At 39.0% G+C, this 20,812-nt stretch carries 15 protein-coding genes, 2 tRNA genes and 2 rRNA genes; 7 read left to right on the top strand and 12 right to left on the bottom strand.

All coding sequences use genetic code 11. The features are described from left to right. The first annotated feature begins 13 nt into the window (after window positions 1-13). A complete protein-coding gene (locus tag FBR08_RS07110) occupies window positions 14-2,695 on the top strand; it encodes a TonB-dependent receptor (protein WP_158962092.1) in 2,682 nt (893 codons plus the stop codon). A gap of 68 nt (window positions 2,696-2,763) precedes the next feature. Here the strand turns inward: FBR08_RS07110 and FBR08_RS07105 are convergent, their stop codons facing one another. From FBR08_RS07105 to FBR08_RS07090, 4 genes are all read right to left on the bottom strand, one after another. Further along, window positions 2,764-4,722 carry a M56 family metallopeptidase gene (locus FBR08_RS07105; RefSeq protein WP_158962091.1) on the bottom strand — a complete coding sequence of 653 codons (1,959 nt, stop codon included), beginning with the start codon at window positions 4,720-4,722 and terminating at the stop codon, window positions 2,764-2,766. 25 nt (window positions 4,723-4,747) lie between these two features. Beyond that, the gene (locus FBR08_RS07100) at window positions 4,748-5,110 is read right to left on the bottom strand and encodes a BlaI/MecI/CopY family transcriptional regulator (protein WP_199268640.1); all 363 of its coding nucleotides are present in this window, start codon (window positions 5,108-5,110) and stop codon (window positions 4,748-4,750) included. A gap of 156 nt (window positions 5,111-5,266) precedes the next feature. After that, on the bottom strand, window positions 5,267-5,734 hold the full coding sequence (locus tag FBR08_RS07095) for a thioredoxin family protein (RefSeq protein ID WP_158962089.1): 468 nt from the start codon (window positions 5,732-5,734) through the stop codon (window positions 5,267-5,269). A gap of 12 nt (window positions 5,735-5,746) precedes the next feature. After that, window positions 5,747-7,999 (bottom strand): TonB-dependent receptor, encoded by a 2,253-nt coding sequence (locus tag FBR08_RS07090; protein WP_158962088.1) that lies wholly within the window; start codon window positions 7,997-7,999, stop codon window positions 5,747-5,749. Between the two features lie 102 nt (window positions 8,000-8,101). Between FBR08_RS07090 and FBR08_RS07085 the strand changes: the two genes are divergently transcribed. The 4 genes from FBR08_RS07085 to aspS all read left to right on the top strand — a co-directional run bounded on the left by FBR08_RS07085 (window position 8,102) and on the right by aspS (window position 12,905). Further along, on the top strand, window positions 8,102-8,758 hold the full coding sequence (locus tag FBR08_RS07085) for a metal-dependent transcriptional regulator (RefSeq protein WP_158962087.1): 657 nt from the start codon (window positions 8,102-8,104) through the stop codon (window positions 8,756-8,758). A gap of 57 nt (window positions 8,759-8,815) precedes the next feature. Then, on the top strand, window positions 8,816-9,880 hold the full coding sequence (locus tag FBR08_RS07080; RefSeq protein ID WP_158962086.1) for an NADH:flavin oxidoreductase/NADH oxidase: 1,065 nt from the start codon (window positions 8,816-8,818) through the stop codon (window positions 9,878-9,880). A 22-nt stretch (window positions 9,881-9,902) separates the two neighbouring features. Next, window positions 9,903-11,075, top strand: coding sequence for an MFS transporter (locus tag FBR08_RS07075; RefSeq protein ID WP_158962085.1), 1,173 nt, complete (start codon window positions 9,903-9,905; stop codon window positions 11,073-11,075). A gap of 75 nt (window positions 11,076-11,150) precedes the next feature. Next, window positions 11,151-12,905: an aspartate--tRNA ligase gene (aspS, locus tag FBR08_RS07070; protein WP_158962084.1), complete on the top strand. Its 1,755-nt coding sequence runs from the start codon at window positions 11,151-11,153 to the stop codon at window positions 12,903-12,905. Between the two features lie 31 nt (window positions 12,906-12,936). Here aspS and FBR08_RS07065 read toward each other — a convergent pair whose 3' ends face one another. From FBR08_RS07065 to FBR08_RS07050, 4 genes are all read right to left on the bottom strand, one after another. Continuing rightward, window positions 12,937-13,437 carry a GNAT family N-acetyltransferase gene (locus FBR08_RS07065; RefSeq protein ID WP_158962083.1) on the bottom strand — a complete coding sequence of 167 codons (501 nt, stop codon included), beginning with the start codon at window positions 13,435-13,437 and terminating at the stop codon, window positions 12,937-12,939. Between the two features lie 18 nt (window positions 13,438-13,455). Further along, the gene (pth, locus tag FBR08_RS07060; RefSeq protein ID WP_158962082.1) at window positions 13,456-14,022 is read right to left on the bottom strand and encodes an aminoacyl-tRNA hydrolase; all 567 of its coding nucleotides are present in this window, start codon (window positions 14,020-14,022) and stop codon (window positions 13,456-13,458) included. Between the two features lie 130 nt (window positions 14,023-14,152). Then, the gene (locus FBR08_RS07055) at window positions 14,153-14,761 is read right to left on the bottom strand and encodes a 50S ribosomal protein L25/general stress protein Ctc (RefSeq protein ID WP_158962081.1); all 609 of its coding nucleotides are present in this window, start codon (window positions 14,759-14,761) and stop codon (window positions 14,153-14,155) included. 26 nt (window positions 14,762-14,787) lie between these two features. Further along, a complete protein-coding gene (locus tag FBR08_RS07050) occupies window positions 14,788-15,729 on the bottom strand; it encodes a ribose-phosphate pyrophosphokinase (protein WP_158962080.1) in 942 nt (313 codons plus the stop codon). 159 nt (window positions 15,730-15,888) lie between these two features. Between FBR08_RS07050 and FBR08_RS07045 the strand changes: the two genes are divergently transcribed. Continuing rightward, window positions 15,889-15,968, top strand: a tRNA-Leu gene (locus FBR08_RS07045). 87 nt (window positions 15,969-16,055) lie between these two features. Here FBR08_RS07045 and FBR08_RS07040 read toward each other — a convergent pair. After that, the gene (locus FBR08_RS07040) at window positions 16,056-16,550 is read right to left on the bottom strand and encodes a DinB family protein (RefSeq protein WP_158962079.1); all 495 of its coding nucleotides are present in this window, start codon (window positions 16,548-16,550) and stop codon (window positions 16,056-16,058) included. Window positions 16,551-16,701: 151 nt separating this feature from the next. Between FBR08_RS07040 and FBR08_RS07035 the strand changes: the two genes are divergently transcribed. Next, the gene (locus FBR08_RS07035) at window positions 16,702-17,184 is read left to right on the top strand and encodes a regulatory protein RecX (RefSeq protein WP_158962078.1); all 483 of its coding nucleotides are present in this window, start codon (window positions 16,702-16,704) and stop codon (window positions 17,182-17,184) included. A 281-nt stretch (window positions 17,185-17,465) separates the two neighbouring features. On the opposite strand, the gene rrf is transcribed toward FBR08_RS07035, so the two are convergent. The 3 genes from rrf to FBR08_RS07020 form a co-directional block, all read right to left on the bottom strand. Beyond that, window positions 17,466-17,575 (bottom strand): 5S ribosomal RNA (gene rrf, locus FBR08_RS07030). 117 nt (window positions 17,576-17,692) lie between these two features. After that, window positions 17,693-20,573 (bottom strand): 23S ribosomal RNA (locus FBR08_RS07025). A 118-nt stretch (window positions 20,574-20,691) separates the two neighbouring features. Continuing rightward, window positions 20,692-20,768, bottom strand: a tRNA-Ala gene (locus tag FBR08_RS07020). Between the last annotated feature and the right edge of the window lie 44 nt (window positions 20,769-20,812).

Genomic DNA, 20,812 nt, shown 5'->3' with positions numbered 1-20,812 from the left:
CCACTTACTATTTATGCCCCATTTTATTCACAACTCTCTTATTTTATGTACCTTTCTTCTAGCAAGTCTAGTTGCCGTTGGACAAGAGCGCATTCAAGGAAAAGTGGTAGATCAAGCAAACACGCCTATTGAAGGAGCCATCATCTCCCTTGTAAAAGCAGAAACTGAAGAAGTGATTCAATATACACAATCCAATACAGCAGGGGTTTTTGAAATGTCGTTACTTACACCTAGTCCAAACCTCAACCTGCGCATTCAACATCTTGATTATGCGCTATATCACCATGCTTTAGTATTTCCTGTTTCTTATCTCACACTCACCTTAAAAGAACAGCAAACCGTACTAGAAGAAATTTTCATTAAACCTTCTCCAATTACTCAGCGAAACGATACCCTCAGCTATCGCGTAGAATCTTTTGCTACCAAAACCGATCGCGTCTTAGAAGATGTCTTGAAACGACTTCCTGGTATAGAAGTTAGCGCATCAGGTCAAATCAAGTATCAAGGAGAAAATATCAATCGATTTTACGTAGAAGGGTTGGATTTGATGAAAGGGCGTTATTCCGCGGTTACCAAAGCCATTTCACCAGACGATATTAGTCGGGTAGAGGTTTATGAAGATCATCAACCCATCAAAATGTTGGATGGCAAGGTTGCAACAGGTAAACCTGCTTTAAATATTCGTTTAAAAAACAAAGTAAGTCGTGCAGGTACAGCCAAAATTGGTGGAGGATTTACTCCTTTTCTTTGGGATGTTGCTCTTTCTCCAATGTTCTTTAGTCAAAATTTTCAAACGCTCGCTAGTTATGAAACCAACAATACAGGACAAACCTTAACTACTAAAATGCAGCAGTTGTATACGTTTCAAGAGTACGATACTTTTTTATATTCCTCAACCAACACGCCTTTTCTACAACTAGCCACTAATACTGATCCTTCGATCAAGCAGAATCGCTATTGGTTTAATACAAGTCATTTAGGGAATCTAAATGTACTGCAAAAACTCAGAAGCAATTGGGAACTTACAGGAACCTTCTATTATTTAAATGAAAATAATGATGCTGATGATCGAGTACAAACCACAACCATACACTATCTAAATCCAACACTTGGTACCTCTGAGCCCATAACATATCAAAGAACAACCGCTAGTCATGCGGCAAAAGAAATCTTTCATGCTGAATTGACCGTAACACAAAATAAAAAACAAAACTATACCAAAAACAAAACGACAATCCGCGTATCAAAAGATAAAACAAGGGGGGATTTGGTGGTCAATACACCAGAAAATTTGATTCAGCAAAAAGTAAACGCTCCTATTTTTCAATTGCAAAATACGTTGAGTACCCTTATTCCTTTAACGGAAAAGCATTGGATTAATTTTCGTTCTCTCCTAGATTTTTCAAACAGCAAAGAAGCGTATTCCGCTTCTCCAACTGCACTTTTTAATTTAGATAATCCAGATTTATCCACTTACCAATCCTTATCACAACACTATGATAATCAATCATTCTATACAAAAAATGCTATAGCCTATGTTTGGAGGCAGCATGCTTGGACTTTTTCTGAAGAATATAACTTTACCTTCCAACAAACGCATGTCAATACGGGTTTGTATGGAAATGAAACTGATTTTTGGATTCCTATCCCTGGAGATTACCACAATCAACTGCATTATCAAACGAGCAGTAATGCCTTACATTCCAGAATCAATTTCAAAGCGAAACGTTGGTCCTTTAACCTCAATCTTCCTTTAGATTGGACCACCGTATCGCTGATAGACAAAGAAAGAGACCAGCGTGATAGCAATCGCAAATTATTTCTTTCTCCCACTTTTTATGCGCAATATGTTGCCTCTTTATACTGGACATTCAAAGGAAACATAGGGTATACCAGTGTTTTCACACCACTAAATCAACTGTATTCTTCTACTGTACTCAATGAATTAAATTTTAGCGCTTATACCAATCGCATTCTACCAAGTCATCACTTTACGAGTAAAATTGAAACCAACTTTAAAGATCCCTTTACGGGGTGGTTTGCCTATTTTAATCTAGCATATATTGAACAACAGAATCCTATTTTATTTGCTCAAGAAATTGGCGAAAATGGGCAACAAGTTATTCGCGCTATTGAACAAAATAACACCCAAATAACACAACGCTTAGAACTAAATATCAACAAGTTGATTGAACCAATTAGCACAATCTTAAAAGGAAGTTTTTCACATAGTAGAAATAAAAATCCAATGTTAATTAATCAAGCGCATAATACAGTAAGAATCCATCAAAACAGCTATCGATTCAGTTTGTCCAACACCTCTTTTACTTGGTTGAATATTGATTATTCCTTTGCCTATCAACAAGTCCAAAACAAAGATTTTTCTTCTTCCAGTAGCACTAAAATAACCCATGATGCGACCTTGGGTTTACTGCCTTTTGCCCAACATACTTTACTTACTACACTTGCGTATCAAGAAGATCACATCCAACAACAATCGTTCAGCAACACCTTTGTAGATTTAATCTATCGCTATACTTTTTCCAAACGCAAAATTGATTTGGAACTCGCTTGGACCAATATTTTTAATTATAAGGAATACAGTCAGGTCATCGTCAATGATATGATGACAAATGTGATGCAAACGCCAATAAGACCACGACAGCTCATGGTCTCGATTCGCTTTGCCTTCTAACTAAACAAGGCCTCCAACTAAAGTTGAAAGCCTTATTTAACTAACGTATCCAATTTAAAAGTAATACTCTATTTCTTTTTAATAATCTCAATTACCCCATTTTCTCCTTCTTTTCCATATTTTTCTTTTGCCATTTCTCCTTTTAAGACATTCATACTTTCAATCTCTTCGGATTTAATTGTACTCAGCTCACTCGGTTTAATTCTTTTACCATCCACAACATAAAGTATTGATATTTCATTATCCGGCATAGATGAAAAGGAAACCGTATTTATTGTTTTTCCTCTTGCATCAATTCTTTGCACTTGATTTGTGCCAGAAGTCACAACGATAACTCCATTTTTTCCTTTGTCTCCATATTTTTCGATACTTTCTTCTGTGCTGTAGATCTTGATATTTCCACCACCCAATCCAGTAGGACTTATTTTTTCCAATTCTTCCAAGGACATTTCCTTTCCATTGTAGATAATTAATTTATCCTTTATTTGCTCTAATTCTTGCTTTCTCAATTTCTCCTTTTCTTTCCAGGATTTTTCCATGTCTTTTCGAGAAGCTTCCATATCTTTTCTTGACTTTTCCATTTCCTTTCGAGATTCTTCCATTTCCCTTCTTGCTTGCTCCATTTCTCTTTTTAGATTCTCTTTCTTCTTCTTCGTTTCCTCTTTTGTTCTTTGAGCATCTCTCAGCAGTGTTTCTCTATCTATAGTATACGAAATTTCATCTCCATTGATTTCCTTTCCTATTTTCGCAAAATCTTCCATAGTATATTCTTTCCCATTAATGACAATACGAGTCTTTGAATCAGTTCCCGTGCTTGTAAACGTATAGGTTTGAATCGTGCCTTCTGCCCTTCTTTTTTCTGTGTGCAAACGATGTTCTTCTTCTGTCAGTTCTTTTCCATTCATTGTCATCTTGATTTTTCCTGAAGGATCATTTGTCGTAACATAAATGGAACCCTCCCCCCTTTGATTGGCCTCTGCTGTTTCTCCAGCGGTCCTTCCCTCTTTTGCCTTTTGTATCAAATCATCCAGTACCTCTTTTTGAGCTGTGTTTACTTCCTCTCCATTATTGCTTAGGATTGTCGTTCCACTTGCTTTTTGCATTTTTTCTGGTTCTTGTTTTGTAGTGGCTGTTTCCTGATTCACAAAGCGAATTTCTGCCTTCGTATGTACTTGAAAAAGCAAAAAGAATCCCACCGCTAAGGGTAGACATAAAACAAATTTTGATTTTTTCATATTTTTAGATTTGGGTTGGTTTAACATGATGATTCTCTTTTTTAAATCTGAAGATCTAAAAGAGTTCACTAAAGAAAGGGATGTAGTTTTGGTTTGTTCAAACTGCACCAAAGTCATTTGATAGTCATATCGATTTTGTAGTGCGGTTACTTCTTGATCGACGATATATTCTAAATTGAGGCGAACTACTCGCTCTAAAAGCAATAAAAAAGGATTAAACCAAAAAATGCGACGCACTAATTGAACAACTAAAAGATCCAATGTATGCTTCTGTTGCACGTGGATGTGTTCATGTTGAATGATTGTCTCCAATGCACCTATTTCTTTGTAATTAGAAGGTAATACAATCCAATTCCAAAACGAATACGCCTCTTGTGTGGTGTGATCCACTTTAATATTAGTCTGTACTTTCCAAAGTTGCAATTGCTTAATATGGCGAATCAACCCCAATATTGTACCGCAAAAGAAGAATCCTATTACAAAGGTAATTCCTCCAAACACATAAGGTAGTAACGCAACAAAGTCCACCTGTTCAAAAAAGCTTTGCTGCATTGCTCCATCAGGAACCTCATTCATTTGATTGAGAAGCAAAGACCAATCCATCGTTTGCTCAACATAGACTGTTTTCGTATAACTGAGCAAAGGCAATATAAGGCTCAGCGCAATTCCTATTAAAAAATAATAGCGAATTGCTACAAAAAACGTTTCCTTTCTCAAAAACAAGAGATAAAAAACGAGAATCAGCAACAATAACCCATTCGCTTTTAGCAGATAAAGAATAAAAGGAGTCATACGCTTTTACTTTTTTAAAGGATTACTACTGTTTGTTTTTTTCGATGATCGAAAGAATCTCATTTAATTCTTTTTGTGAAACTTGTTTATCCTTGACAAAAAAGTTTACCAAATTACTAAACGAATTATCGAAATACTTTTGCATGGTTTCCTCCATAAACATCGATCGATAGGCTTCCATCGTAACCACGGGATAATATTGATGTGATTTTCCATACGCTTTATAGGCCACTACTCCTTTTTCTTCGAGAATGCGAACTAAGGTAGATAGCGTATTATAATGAGGTTTGGGTTCTGGCATTTCTGCAAGTATATCATTAATAAATCCTTTTTGGAGCTTCCAAAGGATGTGCATAATCTCTTCTTCTTTGTTGGTTAATTTTTCCATTTTTATTGCTTTTGAGTAAAACAAACATATAACTAAAATTTTAGTTACCAAACTAATTTATTAGTTTTCAATATTATTTTATTTGAATAGAATAAAAAAAGCACCGTAAATCACCTTGATTTACAGTGCTTTTAAAGAAAAATAACACGTAGTCTCCTACAATGCTTTCAACAATTGAAGCATTTCTTTTGGCCCAACGTACGCATACTGTTGGTATATAATTTCATAGTTTTTATTTAAAACGACCAGAGCGGGATAAGCATTTTGAGACGTTAAGGCTTCTGCTAATTCATGCACCCCCGATTGGAGTCCTTTCTTCTTAAACACAAAATCTTTATTTTTAAAGCGAATACTTTCCTTCGATTCTGCATCAAACGAAATAAAATAGACTTTTTCTTCTAAAGCTAGTTGTACCTTTTCATTGGCAAAGGTTTTCTTCTTCATCAGCGCACAATAGTTACACCAATTCGTATGTAGAAATACAACGATGGGTTTTGCTTCCACTTGCATCTTCTTTTCTAGCGTTGAAAACGCAACTTCCTGTGCCTGAATTTTAGTCATTCCCACAACGAACAAAATCAACAAACTAAAAACAAATCCCTTGCCTCTACTTAACCTTCTCATGGGCGAACTCATTTAAAAAATACTATAGCGAACGCCGATAAAACCTCTAATTCCTTGTAAAGCGGTATAGCTATAATCATTGGGTTCAAAGATCACATCTGTTCTTCCTGGAGGAGGGGTAACCCCATTCCCTGGTTCTCCAAACGGATCCCACCATCTTGCAATGGTATCTTCTTTCGGAAGCGTATTGAATAAATTCTTCACTCCTCCATATACTTGGAAATTATTTCCGAATTTCTTCGTTACCTGTATATTAGCGATAACGGTCCAAGGGGAATATTCCGGTCTATAATCATTTTCTACGCGAGGCAATCGCATTGGTCCTTTCCAATCGGCCGTTAAGTCAGCTGAAAAACCACGACCAAAATTATAACTTGCCAACACATTACCCGACCATTTGGGCGAGTGATAAATCTCTTCACGCACTCCATCTTCCTTGCGATATACCTCCATATAAGTTGCCCCCGCCATTAATTTCAACGGAAAATCAAAGGCCACATCCATATTCAAAGAAATTCCTTTGGAAATAGCATGTCCATCCAAATTGGCGTAGATAATTTTGTACTGATCGGTATCGGTATCAGCATCAATCTTATTGGTGAAATAGGTATAGAATCCATTGACATCAAAATTAAATGCTCCAAAGTTTGTCGGTACTTTAACCGTATAATTCAAATTGACATTGTACGATTTTTCCGGATCCAAAGCCTCTGCAAAAACCACTTCTCTAGCACCTGTTAAGGCACGGTGATCTTCTGTAAATACGTTTACGACTCTAAACCCAGTTCCAAAACTCGCACGCAACGCGTGATTGGAATTCGGTGCGAATTTATACCCTACACGAGGTGAGTGAATTCCACCATGGGTTTGATCATAATCAAAACGATACCCTAGCAATACCTTATTTTGTTTATTTAGCGACCACTCATCCTGCACAAAAAGTCCGGGAATTGGCGTTTCTTGCGGTTGATTTTTTACCAAACCCTGTTCGTCGTAAATCCCTGTTGCTCTGGTATTGTCATCGTAATACGTATATTTAAACGACCCTCCTACCAACAAACTGTGGTTGCCTATGGTCTTATCCCAATACGCCTGTGCAAAAGCTACCTGCTGTTTGGCATCATACGATTCTGGTCCATACATCGAATTTTGATTGTGGTAGATATAGGAAAACTGGGTATAAATATTTTCTGTTGTTGGCAATTGATACATTCCAATTGCCTCAAATCGATTGGTAAAAATACTTTCTGCATACACTTCCTCACTACCGCGGTGTTTCTTGCGATTCCAATTGGTTTCTCCTCCCCAACGGTCTTCATACACATAGCGCAACGCCAAACTAGCCAGGCGATTCTCTGGGCGTTTCAGACTAAACTTATTAAATAAAGAAACGCGTTCTTGTTGGGTTACATCGGTAAATCCATCGCCGTTCTTATCTTTTCGCTCTCCGAACTTGAAGTAGTTTCCACCAAATAAACCGTTGACTTTTTTGCCCAATTTATAACCTGCCCCTAAGTCTACATTATTCTCCAACCAAGTTGTGGTAAAGGCATCCACACTTAATTTAGCAGCGTGTTCAGGATCTTTGGTAATCACGTTAATAATCCCTCCCATCGCTTCGGTTCCATAGAGAGAAGAAGCGGGGCCCTTTACTACTTCTACGCGTTCAATCATGCTCGTTGGAATACCAAACAACCCATAAACAGTTGAAAGTGAAGACACAATAGGCATTCCATCAATCAAAATCATCGTATAAGGTCCTTCCATTCCATTGATGTGAATATCGCCCGTATTACACACATTGCAGTTTAACTGAGGTTGTACTCCGTTAATCATCTGAACCGCATCAAATAAATTCGCAGTCGGGTTCTTTTCAAAAAACGCTGGCGTGTAAATCTCAACTGGAGTTACCGCATCTGATTTTAAAACGGGTTTTAATGATCCTGAAATTACAATTTCTTCTAAACTCGAATCTTCTTCTAAATCGAAATGCAACGTCACCACTTGATTCTCTTTCACAGCAACACGCTTCGATAGTTTTTTAAAACCCACAAATTCGGCTTGTACAAGGTAACTCCCAGCTTGTACACCCTCTATTTTATATTTTCCATTCTCATCTGTAGTTGTCCCTTTGGAAGTTGTGGCAATAGACACACTCGCATAAGATAGAACTCCACCTTTAGAGGTGACCTTTCCCTGAATAGTTTGAGCTTCAACTGCGTCAGCAAAAACCAGAAGAAACAAAAAACTTATTAATACACGCATAAAAAATTATTTACTATTAGATTAAATTAAAATTTAGGCAAAGCTAAAAATATTATTTAAATAAAAAAAGCTGTAAATTTGTATTTTATAAAAACCATTTCCATGCTTACTTATTCAGAAGAAAACTATTTGAAAACAATTTTCCATTTATCTCAAGGAGAGGAGGACGGAATTTCTACCAATGCTATTGCAGCAAGAATTGAGACGAAAGCTTCTTCGGTGACTGATATGATTAAAAAATTGAATGAGAAGAAATTAGTTACCTATCAAAAGTATCAGGGAGTTCGCTTAACTGCAGAAGGGCTTCTGGCGGCAAAAATGATTGTGCGAAAACATCGTCTATGGGAAGTATTTTTAGTGGATAAGTTGGGATTTAGTTGGGATGAAGTCCACGATGTAGCCGAAGAACTCGAGCATATTAAATCCGAAAAGCTAATCAATAAATTAGAAGCTTATCTTGGATTTCCGACGGAAGATCCACATGGAGATCCGATTCCCAACGCAAAAGGAGAAATTAAACAAATCAAGAAAAAGCTATTAGCCGAAATAAAAATTCAACAAGTTGTTATTTGCGTAGGAGTAAAAGATTCCTCGGCCGAATTTTTACAGTATTTGGACAAGCAAAAAATCGCCTTAGGCAGTGAGATTGTCATTTTAGAAATTGAACCTTTTGACCAATCGTTTTTGATTGAGATTAATGGTACTAAGATCACCATCACCAAGAAGATTGCCAACAATCTTTTTGTACAACTGAAATAATCACAAGGCTTACTGATCAGTAAGCTTTTTTTATTAATTCCGTCAAAAAACCTGATTATGAGTCAATTATTCAGCCCTCTTCAATTAAAGAATCACACCTTAAAAAATAGAATTGTCGTTTCCCCCATGTGTCAATACACAGCTATCGATGGCTTTGCTACTGATTGGCATCTCGTTCATTTAGGACAATTTGCCACTGGACAGGCCGCTGCGATTATTCAAGAAGCAACAGCTGTTGTACCGGAAGGCCGAATTACGTATGGCGATTTGGGTATTTGGTCGGATGCACATATTGAAAAACTACAGCAAATTACGCAATTCATCAAGCAACAAAACTGTATTCCCGGTATTCAATTGGCACATGCAGGTCGCAAAGCCAGTTGTGAAAAACCGTGGATTACGAGAGATCAAATTGCGCCTAATCAAACTAATGGCTGGCAAACGGTAGCCCCGTCGACGATTCCATTTCATGAAAAAGATCACCCCCCTGTTGCGCTGACAAAAGAAGATATCCTTCAAACGATTGATGCTTTTAAACAAGCGGCTATTCGTTCGATACAAGCGGGTTATGAGATTATCGAATTACACGGAGCGCATGGTTACCTCATTCATCAATTTTTCTCTCCTTTAATCAACAACAGATTAGATGAATATGGCGGGAGTTTTGAGAATAGAATTCGCTTCTTACTCGAAATTATTGAGGCTATTCAGCCTATTTTAACCACCCAGAGTTTGTGGGTTAGAATATCCGCAACCGATTGGTCAGAAGGAGGTTGGACGATTGAAGAAAGCGTTGCACTCGCTAAAATTTTACAAGAAAAAGGCGTAGAAGTAATTGACGTAAGTACAGGCGGTGGCGTAAGACAGCAACAGATTACAACAGGATTGAACTACCAAGTACCCTTTGCTGCAGCTATTAAAAGCGAAACTTCATTAGTAGTCGGAGCTGTTGGCGAGATCAAAACAGGTCCTCAAGCCGAAGCAATCCTACAGCAAAATGAAGCAGATCTGCTTTTTATTGCACGCGAATTTTTACGAGATCCTCATTTTGTAATGACAGCCGCACAACAACTGCAAGTTGAAATTCCGTGGGCACCCCAATACGAAAGAGGAAAAGAATAATTAAATTTTACAACTATATTCAATGAATAAAAGCTTATTAGCCCTAGCTGTTGGTGGATTAGCCATCGGTATGACCGAATTTTCGATGATGGGACTATTACCTGAAATCGCAAAAGACTTACAAATATCCATTCCAAAAGCAGGAAATTTTATAGCAACGTATGCCCTTGGTGTGGTCGTTGGCGCTCCCTTATTGGTGATGTCTTCCAATAAATTTGCGCCGCACAAAGTATTAATGGCTTTGATGCTGTTATTCTCCGTGTTCCACGTACTTTTTGTGCTATCCCCTTCTTATCCTATCCTAATCGCTACGCGTTTTATGTCGGGATTACCTCATGGCGCCTTTTTTGGCGTGGGATCTGTCGTGGCCACTCAATTGGCGCAAAAGGGAAAAGAAGCCCAAGCGGTTTCCATTATGTTTGCGGGATTAACCACAGCCAATTTAGTAGGTGTTCCTTTGAGCACTTGGATCGGACAACACTATTCGTGGCGTGAAGCCTACGCGTTGATTGCTTCTTTAGGGGTAATCACTACCCTTGCTATTTATTTTTGGATTCCCAAATTACAAGCAGATACCACTACAAACACCAAAAAGCAAATGGCCTTTTTCAAAACGCCGATTGCGTGGATATTAGTTGCCTTAATTTCCATAGGAACAGGTGGACTATTTGCTTGGATTAGCTATATTGCTCCCATGATGACGAATATCGCCTTAATTCCTGAAGCCAACATCCCTATTATCATGACCTTAGTCGGATTGGGTATGTTTCTCGGTAATTTTGTGGGAGGAAAAATTGCAGATACTTTTTCTCCAGCTAAAGCCGTTATCTTTTCCTTCACTTTGATGGCGCTGTGTTTAATCGTTGTTTACTATACCGTACACATTCAATGGATGGCTTATGTTATGTCATTAGTAACGGGATTAGTTGCCTTTACAATTGGATCTCCCTTACAAATGTTGTTGATCAAAAATGCCAAAGGATCAGAAATGTTAGCAGCCTCTGCAGGACAGGCTTGTTTCAATATAGGTAATGCACTCGGTGCTTTTCTCGGAGGCATTCCCATTACGATGGGATTAGGGTATAATTCACCTGAATGGGTGGGCGCAGGAATGGCCATCTGTGGTGCTATGTTAGCCTATCTATTTATTCAATTCAAAAAAAGAGAGGAAGCTTTGCCACAAGAAATTCAATAGTTTACAACTACATTCTTGAGGCAAAAGACGGTCCATTCACAATAAGTTTATAAATTTGCAGAAATAATTTTTACCATGTATAGAACTCATACTTGTGGAGCTTTAAGCGCTTCCGATATAAATACAACAGTTACCCTTTCAGGTTGGGTGAGTAAACACCGCGATAAAGGTTTTATGATTTGGGTGGACTTACGCGATCGTTACGGCATAACACAATTGATCTTTGATGCGGAAAGAACAGATAAAACTGTTTTTGAAACGGCAAAAAACTTAGGTCGTGAGTATGTAGTTCAAGTAACGGGAATTGTAATTGAACGCGCTTCAAAAAATCCAAATATGCCAACTGGGGATATCGAAATTTTAGTTGAGTCACTAACCATTTTAAACGAATCAAGTGTTCCGCCTTTTACTATTGAAGATGAAACAGATGGTGGAGAAGATATTCGAATGAAATATCGCTACCTGGATATTCGTAGAAATCCTGTCAAAAACAGTTTACTTTTCAGACATAAAGTAGCTCAAGAGGTAAGAAATTACCTTTCAGCTCAAGATTTTTGTGAAGTTGAAACTCCTTATTTAATTAGTTCTACCCCTGAGGGAGCACGTGATTTCATTGTACCTTCACGTATGAACCCTGGTCAATTTTATGCTTTACCTCAATCCCCACAAACCTTCAAACAATTATTGATGGTTGGTGGTATGGATCGTTATTTCCAAATTGTGAGATGTTTCCGCGATGAGGATTTACGTGCAGATAGACAACCCGAATTTACCCAAATCGACTGTGAAATGGCTTTCGTTGATCAGGAAGATGTGATGGATACATTTGAAGGGATGACGAAACACTTACTGAAATCGATTCACGGTGTTGAAATTGACGAATTCCCACGTATGACTTATGAAGAAGCGATGCGCACCTATGGAAATGACAAGCCAGATATTCGTTTCGGAATGAAATTTGGTGAATTAAATGCAGTAGCACAACACAAAGAATTTGGCGTTTTCAACAGTGCTGAATTAGTCGTTGGAATTGCTGTTCCAGGTGGAGCTGCTTATACAAGAAAAGAAATTGACGCTTTAATTGATTGGGTAAAACGCCCCCAAGTTGGAGCTTCAGGTATGGTTTATTGTAAATGTGAAACCGATGGTTCTTTCAAATCTTCTGTAGATAAGTTCTATGACCAAGAGGATTTAAAACAATGGGCTACTGTAACAGGTGCACAAGCTGGAGATATCATCTTCGTTCTTTCAGGACCAGCAAACAAAACAAGAGCGCAATTAAGTGCTCTTCGTATGGAATTAGGAAATAAGTTAGGCTTGAGAAAAGCGGATGAATTCGCTCCACTATGGGTGATTGATTTCCCATTATTCGAGTGGGATGAAGAATCAGGACGTTATTTCGCGATGCACCACCCTTTCACCTCACCGAAGAAAGAAGATATCGCTTTATTAGACACTGACCCAGGAAAAGTACGTGCTAATGCCTATGATATGGTTTTAAATGGAAATGAAATTGGGGGAGGTTCTATTCGTATTCACGATAAACCAACCCAAGAATTGATGTTTAAACACTTAGGTTTCTCGAAAGAAGAAGCAGAAAAACAATTTGGTTTCTTATTGAATGCCTTCCAATATGGAGCACCGCCGCATGGAGGATTAGCTTTCGGATTAGACCGTTTAGTGGCTATTTTAGGAGGACAAGAAACGATTCGCGACTTCATTGCCTTCCCTAAAAACAATTCAGGAAGAGACGTGATGATTGACGCTCCAAGTGCAATTAGACCCGAACAATTAGAAGAATTACACATCGCTATCAAAGCAGAAAAATAACAAAAAACGGGAATCCAAGGATTCCCGTTTTTTATTTCTTTATTTTATATAAGACTGCATCTGCGCCATCTAATAGTATATCCTTCTCGTAGGTAAGTCCTAGTTTTTCTAAAACGCGTATAGAGGCTCTATTGGCTTTCATCGCTCTTCCAATGATACAATCCAGTGCGAACGCATCAAATCCTAGTTGCAAACAAGCTTCAGCACTTTCTGTTGCATATCCCTTGCCCCATTCTGCTTCGAAAAAGCGAAATCCAATATCCGTTTGCTGGGTTTCTTCATCAAACTTCAACCCACACCAACCGACAAATCGACCAGAATCCTTTAAAACAACAGCCCATCTTCCATATCCATTTTCTTTATAATCGCTATAATGCTCCAAAAATTCAGTTGCTTCTGCTACATCTTTAAAAGCAGCATTGCCCGTATAACGAATCACATTGGGATTGGCATTCAATTCAAAAAAGGAATTTGCATCGCTTGGATGAAGTTCTCTTAAAATTAGGCGAGAGGTTCCTGCAATTTTCTTCATTACATCAATAGCTATTTACTATTTAGCATTATACATATTCATGGCATTATTCAATCCGCCTAAAGCAAACTCTTGAATAGCCTTAGAAGACGTTTCTAGACGCTCTACGAGCTTTACTCTTTCTTCCTCTGACCATTCCCCCAATACGTAATCTACTTGCTGTCCTTTCTTAAATTCGTCGCTAATACCAAATCGGAAACGAGGGTAATTTGTGTTGGCAAGTACTGCCTGAATACTCTTTAATCCATTGTGTCCTCCATCTGATCCTTTCGCTTTGATTCGAATCGTACCAAAGGGAATATTTAAGTCATCCGTTACTACTAGAATATTTTCTAAGGGGATATTCTCTTTCTGCATCCAATATTGAACGGCCTTACCGCTTAAATTCATATAAGTATTAGGTTTCAGCAATATCAGGGTTCTTCCTTTTACCTTAACCTCGGCTAAGCTTCCCAATTTTACCGTTTGCCATTCTCCACCCAAATCACGAGCTACCTGATCGACAACTTTAAATCCAATATTATGACGGGTATGAATATATTCAGCACCAATATTTCCTAAACCAACAATTAAAAACTTTTTCATTGTACTATGTTACTAATTTTCAAGGTACAAAAATAACGCAAAGCCAAGCCATTGCAAAAGTTATTTTGGACAAATAAAAAAAGCGCCTGTAAAAATACAGGCGCTTTCCAATAATATAGATAAGCTAAAATTATTTTTTCTTTGTAGGAGCTTTCGCTGCTTTCGCTGCTTCTTGAGCTGCTTTCATCGCTGCACGAGAAATTCTCACTTGACAAACTACCGTGTTATCTGGGTGTAATAATTTATAGTTGTCTGTTGTAATATCAGTAACGTATAATTTGTTCCCCATTTCTAAGTTAGAGATATTCACCTCTACGAAGTCAGGTAAGTTAGCTGGTAAAGCTTTAACTTTTAATTTACGGTTGTTGATGTTTAATACACCCCCAGCCATAACTCCTTTAGAGTTTCCTGAAACTTTAATAGGCACTTCTAACGTGATTTCTTTATCGTCGAATAATTGGTAGAAATCGATGTGTAAGATTTTATCAGATACTGGGTGGAACTGAATGTCTTGTAAAATTGCATTGATTTTTTTACCACCGTCTAATTCAATCACAACCGTGTGTACATTAGGAGTGTAAACTAAACTTTTAAATGCTTTCTCTTCTGCTGTGAAGTGGATTGCTGATTGTTCTCCTCCGTATACTACGCAAGGAACCATTCCAGCATTACGTAAGGCTTTAGTAGACACTTTACCTACGCTTTCTCTTTCTGATCCTTTAATTGTAATTGATTTCATTACTTTAAATATTTAATATTAATAATTTACATTACGAATGTTTTGCTAATCGATAAATTCGATTGCACGTTGTGCATTGTTTCTGCAAACAAAGGAGCACAACTAAGTACTTTAATTTTAGTACATGGTTTTTTTAACGGAATTGAATCTGTAACGATTAATTCAGTTAAGGAAGACTCTTCGATCTTCTCGTAAGCGCTTCCTGATAAGATAGCGTGTGTACAAATTGCACGAACACTTAACGCTCCTCTTTCTAACATCATATCAGCCGCTTTCGCTAACGTTCCTCCAGTATCAATCATATCGTCAACTAGGATTACGTTACGCCCTGTAACATCACCAATAAGCTCCATCTTCTCGATGATATTGGCTTGTCTTCTTTGTTTATAGCAGATGACTACATCCGAATCTAAAAACTTAGAATAAGCATACGCGCGTTTCGAACCTCCCATGTCTGGAGATGCAATCGTTAAATTCTCAATATTTAAACTCTTCACGTATGGTAAAAATATCGTCGATGCATATAAATGATCCACTGGTTTTTCAAAGAATCCTTGGATTTGATCTGCATGTAAATCCATGGTCATGATTCTAGTTGCACCAGCTGATTCTAATAACTTCGCTACTAATTTAGCTCCAATCGGAACCCTTGGTTTGTCTTTTCTATCCTGTCTAGCCCATCCGAAGTAAGGGATTACTGCTGTAATATGTCTTGCTGATGCTCTTTTAGCAGCATCGCACATTAACAATAATTCCATTAAGTTATCCGATGTTGGAAACGTAGAACACACTAGGAAAACTCGTCTTCCTCGAATTGATTCTTCAAAAGAGGGTTGAAATTCACCATCACTGTAATGTGATAACGTCACTTTACCCAATTCTATACCATATTCTTTTGCTATCTTCTCCGCTAATTCAATACTTTGCGAGCAAGCAAAAATTTTTGCTTCTGATTCAGGATTTAACATTTTTTCTAATTAGTTGTTATGTTGTTAGTTAGTGCTTCCTTATAGTAATTCAGCGATGCAAATTTATAAAATATTAATTGACTAAAACGTTTTTTTTGCTTTTTTTCTTTGATAGCTTATTTTTTTCTGTAAATTTGCACTCACAATTCAACACCAAATGCCCGGATGGCGGAATTGGTAGACGCGCACGACTCAAACTCGTGTTCCTAGGAGTGTGGGTTCGATTCCCACTCCGGGTACGAAAAAAGCCTAACTTTTTAGTTAGGCTTTTTTATTTACTATCTTTTCTATTCTAAAATCAATTACCGTAATCTGTCAACCGACATCTATTTCGCATCATCTGCAGATGGCCCATACATTCCAGGAATTGGAATATCAAGCAAACGCAAATAAACGGATAATTGACCTCTATGGTGGTAGATGTGATTATTCACTACAAAGCGGTTCGCACCAACCTTAGGCATCTCCATGATCGTATGCTCTCCTGCTTTCAACGCCCAAGTTTCCATCCATTGCTCCTCTGTCATCAATTCTACAGCCTTTACAACGCGTTGCTCATACAAGTCAATTAACTGCAGCAAATCCTCCGTTGTTTTAGCCTCTAAAGGCTTATAATCCGTATGAAAATTTAAACTCTCTTGTTGGGTAATTATTTCTGTCCAGATAATCAATTCTACAATATGCTTTGACAAATCTCCTAAACTCATCGATTTTACATGGGGTTTCCAATCCCATTTATCTGTAGGTACACAAGCAATAATCTTTTTTGTACTACTTAATTCGTGTTGTAATTCTACTAAAAAACTTCTGTTAATACTCATAATTTCATTTGTTATTTTTCTTATCTGAAAACTACAAAACGAAACGGACATATTCAATTTATTTGACAAATATAATTCTACTGCAATGAAAGCTCCATTTGATCGTTACGTACTTTCATTTGGATGATTATCTTTGTAAAAAACTACTACTTTGAATCAAGATTCTACCTACCTTTCTTTTGATGATGCTAAACGCAAATTAGAGCACTATTGCGCCTATCAAGACCGTTGTCACTCAGAAGTAGTCAACAAGTTATTTTCATTGCGTATAACGCCTCAAATACACGATGAAATCATCGTACACCTTATCGAACACAACTTTCTAAATGAAGAGCGCTTTGCAAAAAGCTTTGTAAGAGGAAAACACCGATTAAGTGCTTGGGGAAAGAATAGAATCACCGCCGAATTAAAATTCAAAAATATCAATAGTCGATTAATTACAATTGCACTAACGGAAATCAGTGATGAAGAATACTACCAAACGTTTGATCGCGTTAGCGAGAACAAATGGAATCAATTAACCGATCAAGATATACAAAAGAAAAAACAAAAATTTCAGGCCTACTTATTCCGAAAAGGATATGCCATGTCAGACATTATAAACAAGACACAAGACTTAGAAGTAAACCAATAACATCAAATACTAGCCCTTTTAAGGGCTTTTTTTAGCTTCCGACCTACTTGTTTGATACAAAACAAATAATCCCTGTAAAAGTCTAAAATCAACATTTAAGCTTGTAAAAGACAATAGAAGCCGTTTAAGCTTTTTGATCTTGGAAGACAATCAACCACCACCAAAAAAAGGCGAACCATCTTCACAACAATCAACTCCCAACCATCAACCCACAACAATCAACTCCCAAAAAAGCATAAAACAAAAAAGCCTGACTACTAACGTAATCAGGCTTTTTAAAAGAAGGGCGACGACATACTCTCCCACCGTGAGGCAGTACCATCTGCGCTAGCGGGCTTAACTTCTCTGTTCGAAATGGAAAGAGGTGAGCCCCGCCGCAATAACCACCCTAAAGCGGTTGTTATAAATTCCTAAAAAGGATCCTATAACTAATATTGTATATTATAACGTAACAAATACTTACTTTTTTTAGAAAGTTGCCCTCCCTCTACACAAGGTAGAGGGAGATACACATAAGCTTACGGGCTATTAGTACTACTCGACTATGACATTACTGCCTTTACATCTATAGCCTATCAACGTTGTCATCTTCAACGGCCCTTTAAAGAAATCTCATCTTGTGGTGGGTTTCGCACTTATATGCTTTCAGCGCTTATCCCTGCCCAACGTAGCTACTCTGCGATGCCCCTGGCGAGACAACAGATGCACTAGAGGTTGGTCCAATTCGGTCCTCTCGTACTAGAATCAGATCCACTCAAATTTCTAACGCCCACAGTAGATAGAGACCGAACTGTCTCACGACGTTCTGAACCCAGCTCGCGTGCCACTTTAATGGGCGAACAGCCCAACCCTTGGGACCTTCTCCAGCCCCAGGATGTGACGAGCCGACATCGAGGTGCCAAACCCCCCCGTCGATATGAGCTCTTGGGGGAGATCAGCCTGTTATCCCCGGCGTACCTTTTATCCTTTGAGCGATGGCCCTTCCATGCGGAACCACCGGATCACTATGCTCTACTTTCGTACCTGATCGACTTGTTAGTCTCCCAGTCAAGCTCCCTTATGCCATTGCACTCTACGCACGGTTACCAAGCGTGCTGAGGGAACCTTTAGAAGCCTCCGTTACTCTTTTGGAGGCGACCACCCCAGTCAAACTACCCACCAAGCAATGTCCTCTGCAACGCAGAGTTAGATCTCAAATAAGCAAAGGGTGGTATTTCAACAATGACTAACCTACGCCTGGCGACGCAGGATCGAAGTCTCCCACCTATCCTACACATCACTTATCCAAGAACAATACTAAGCTATAGTAAAGGTGCACAGGGTCTTTTCGTCCCACTGCGGGTAATCGGCATCTTCACCGATACTACAATTTCACCGAGCTCATGGCTGAGACAGTGTCCAGATCGTTACACCATTCGTGCAGGTCGGAACTTACCCGACAAGGAATTTCGCTACCTTAGGACCGTTATAGTTACGGCCGCCGTTTACTGGGGCTTCAATTCAATGCTTCTTCTTGCGAATAACATCTCCTCTTAACCTTCCAGCACCGGGCAGGTGTCAGGCCCTATACCTCATCTTACGATTTTGCAGAGCCCTGTGTTTTTGATAAACAGTCGCCTGGACCTTTTCACTGCGGCCAGCTTGCGCTGGCGACCTTTCTCCCGAAGTTACAGGTCTATTTTGCCTAGTTCCTTAGCCATGAATCTCTCGAGCGCCTTAGGATACTCTCCTCGACTACCTGTGTCGGTTTACGGTACGGGTACTAATAATCTAAGTTTAGAAGCTTTTCTTGACAGCCCTTAGGCACACTATCTCGTTGTTCGAAAACGCTGAGTACTATCGCATTTCTCCATCAACTACGCATTTTACTATAGCTGATATAGGTACGTGCTTCAACGAACTATTCCGTCAGTTCGCGGTGCTTTCATCACTGTGTCACTCCATCACAATTATTAGTAGTACGGGAATATTAACCCGTTGGCCATCGACGTCCCCCTTCGGGTGTGCCTTAGGTCCCGACTAACCCTAAGCTGATTAGCATAGCTCAGGAAACCTTAGTCTTACGGCGGGGGTGTTTCTCGCACCCCTTATCGTTACTTATGCCTACATTTTCTTTTCTATAAACTCCACCATACCTCACAGTACGGCTTCTACGTCGATAGAATGCTCCCCTACCACTCACGTTTAAAACGTAAATCCATAGCTTCGGTAGTATACTTATGCCCGATTATTATCCATGCTCGATCGCTCGACTAGTGAGCTGTTACGCACTCTTTAAATGAATGGCTGCTTCCAAGCCAACATCCTAGCTGTCTGGGCAATCAAACCGCGTTTTTTCAACTTAGTATACATTTGGGGACCTTAACTGATGGTCTGGGTTCTTTCCCTCTCGGACATGGACCTTAGCACCCATGCCCTCACTGATGATTATCATTAATTAGCATTCGGAGTTTGTCAGGAATTGGTAGGCGGTGAAGCCCCCGCATCCAATCAGTAGCTCTACCTCTAAGTAACTATGATCATCGCTGCACCTAAATGCATTTCGGGGAGTACGAGCTATTTCCGAGTTTGATTGGCCTTTCACCCCTACCCACAGGTCATCCGAAAACTTTTCAGCGTTAAACGGTTCGGTCCTCCATTTAGTGTTACCTAAACTTCAACCTGCCCATGGGTAGATCACACGGTTTCGCGTCTACCACTACTGACTAAAGCGCCCTATTAAGACTCGCTTTCGCTACGGATCCATGACTTAATCACTTATCCTTGCCAGCAACGGTAACTCGTAGGCTCATTATGCAAAAGGCACGCCGTCACCCCACAAAGGGGCTCCGACCGCTTGTAGGCGTATGGTTTCAGGATCTATTTCACTCCGTTATTCACGGTTCTTTTCACCTTTCCCTCACGGTACTGGTTCACTATCGGTCTCTCAGGAGTATTTAGCCTTAGCGGATGGTCCCGCCAGTTTCAATCAGGGTTTCACGTGCCCCGACCTACTCAGGATACCACTATCCTTATCTTCTCTTACTTATACGGGACTATCACCCTCTTCGGTTTACCTTTCCAGGTAATTCTAATTCAATCCGCAAGAAATGTCGTGGTCCTACAACCCCAATATTGCCGTAACAACATTGGTTTGGGCTATTCCGCGTTCGCTCGCCACTACTAGCGGAATCACTTTTGTTTTCTTCTCCTCTGCCTACTTAGATGTTTCAGTTCAGCAGGTTCGCCTCCTATTCGGATACTATGTCTTCAACATAGTGGGTTGCCCCATTCGGATATCTACGGATCAAATCGTGTGTGCCAATCCCCGTAGCTTTTCGCAGCTTATCACGTCCTTCCTCGCCTCTGAGAGCCTAGGCATTCCCCATACGCCCTTATTTTGCTTATGTGCTTACAATTCTTTCGAATCGTACTTTCTATAAAATTTTTATTAAATAATAATATTAAATTACTATCTAACTGTATTTGTCGTTACAATATGTCAATGATCGTTTTGGACCGTAGTCCTGGTGGAGAATATCGGAGTCGAACCGATGACCTCCTGCGTGCAAGGCAGGCGCTCTAGCCAGCTGAGCTAATCCCCCGTTTTTAGGTCAACAGCTAACAGTTTACGGTTAACAGTAACTTT

Source organism: Myroides fluvii (genome assembly GCF_009792295.1).
Classification (GTDB): Bacteria; Bacteroidota; Bacteroidia; order Flavobacteriales; family Flavobacteriaceae; genus Flavobacterium; species Flavobacterium fluvii_A.
This window is presented reverse-complemented; position numbering and strand designations above follow the sequence as displayed.

What these genes read in the sequence shown, in the direction of transcription:
- FBR08_RS07050 (WP_158962080.1), bottom strand. Translation starts at nt 15,729, where the DNA reads ATGTTAAATCCTGAATCAGAAGCAAAAATTTTTGCTTGCTCGCAAAGT.
- FBR08_RS07095 (WP_158962089.1), bottom strand. Translation starts at nt 5,734, where the DNA reads ATGAGAAGGTTAAGTAGAGGCAAGGGATTTGTTTTTAGTTTGTTGATT.
- FBR08_RS07080 (WP_158962086.1), top strand. Translation starts at nt 8,816, where the DNA reads ATGAGTCAATTATTCAGCCCTCTTCAATTAAAGAATCACACCTTAAAA.
- FBR08_RS07110 (WP_158962092.1), top strand. Translation starts at nt 14, where the DNA reads ATGCCCCATTTTATTCACAACTCTCTTATTTTATGTACCTTTCTTCTA.
- FBR08_RS07055 (WP_158962081.1), bottom strand. Translation starts at nt 14,761, where the DNA reads ATGAAATCAATTACAATTAAAGGATCAGAAAGAGAAAGCGTAGGTAAA.
- pth (WP_158962082.1), bottom strand. Translation starts at nt 14,022, where the DNA reads ATGAAAAAGTTTTTAATTGTTGGTTTAGGAAATATTGGTGCTGAATAT.
- FBR08_RS07075 (WP_158962085.1), top strand. Translation starts at nt 9,903, where the DNA reads ATGAATAAAAGCTTATTAGCCCTAGCTGTTGGTGGATTAGCCATCGGT.
- FBR08_RS07105 (WP_158962091.1), bottom strand. Translation starts at nt 4,722, where the DNA reads ATGACTCCTTTTATTCTTTATCTGCTAAAAGCGAATGGGTTATTGTTG.
- FBR08_RS07100 (WP_199268640.1), bottom strand. Translation starts at nt 5,110, where the DNA reads ATGGAAAAATTAACCAACAAAGAAGAAGAGATTATGCACATCCTTTGG.
- aspS (WP_158962084.1), top strand. Translation starts at nt 11,151, where the DNA reads ATGTATAGAACTCATACTTGTGGAGCTTTAAGCGCTTCCGATATAAAT.
- FBR08_RS07090 (WP_158962088.1), bottom strand. Translation starts at nt 7,999, where the DNA reads ATGCGTGTATTAATAAGTTTTTTGTTTCTTCTGGTTTTTGCTGACGCA.
- FBR08_RS07065 (WP_158962083.1), bottom strand. Translation starts at nt 13,437, where the DNA reads ATGAAGAAAATTGCAGGAACCTCTCGCCTAATTTTAAGAGAACTTCAT.
- FBR08_RS07085 (WP_158962087.1), top strand. Translation starts at nt 8,102, where the DNA reads ATGCTTACTTATTCAGAAGAAAACTATTTGAAAACAATTTTCCATTTA.
- FBR08_RS07040 (WP_158962079.1), bottom strand. Translation starts at nt 16,550, where the DNA reads ATGAGTATTAACAGAAGTTTTTTAGTAGAATTACAACACGAATTAAGT.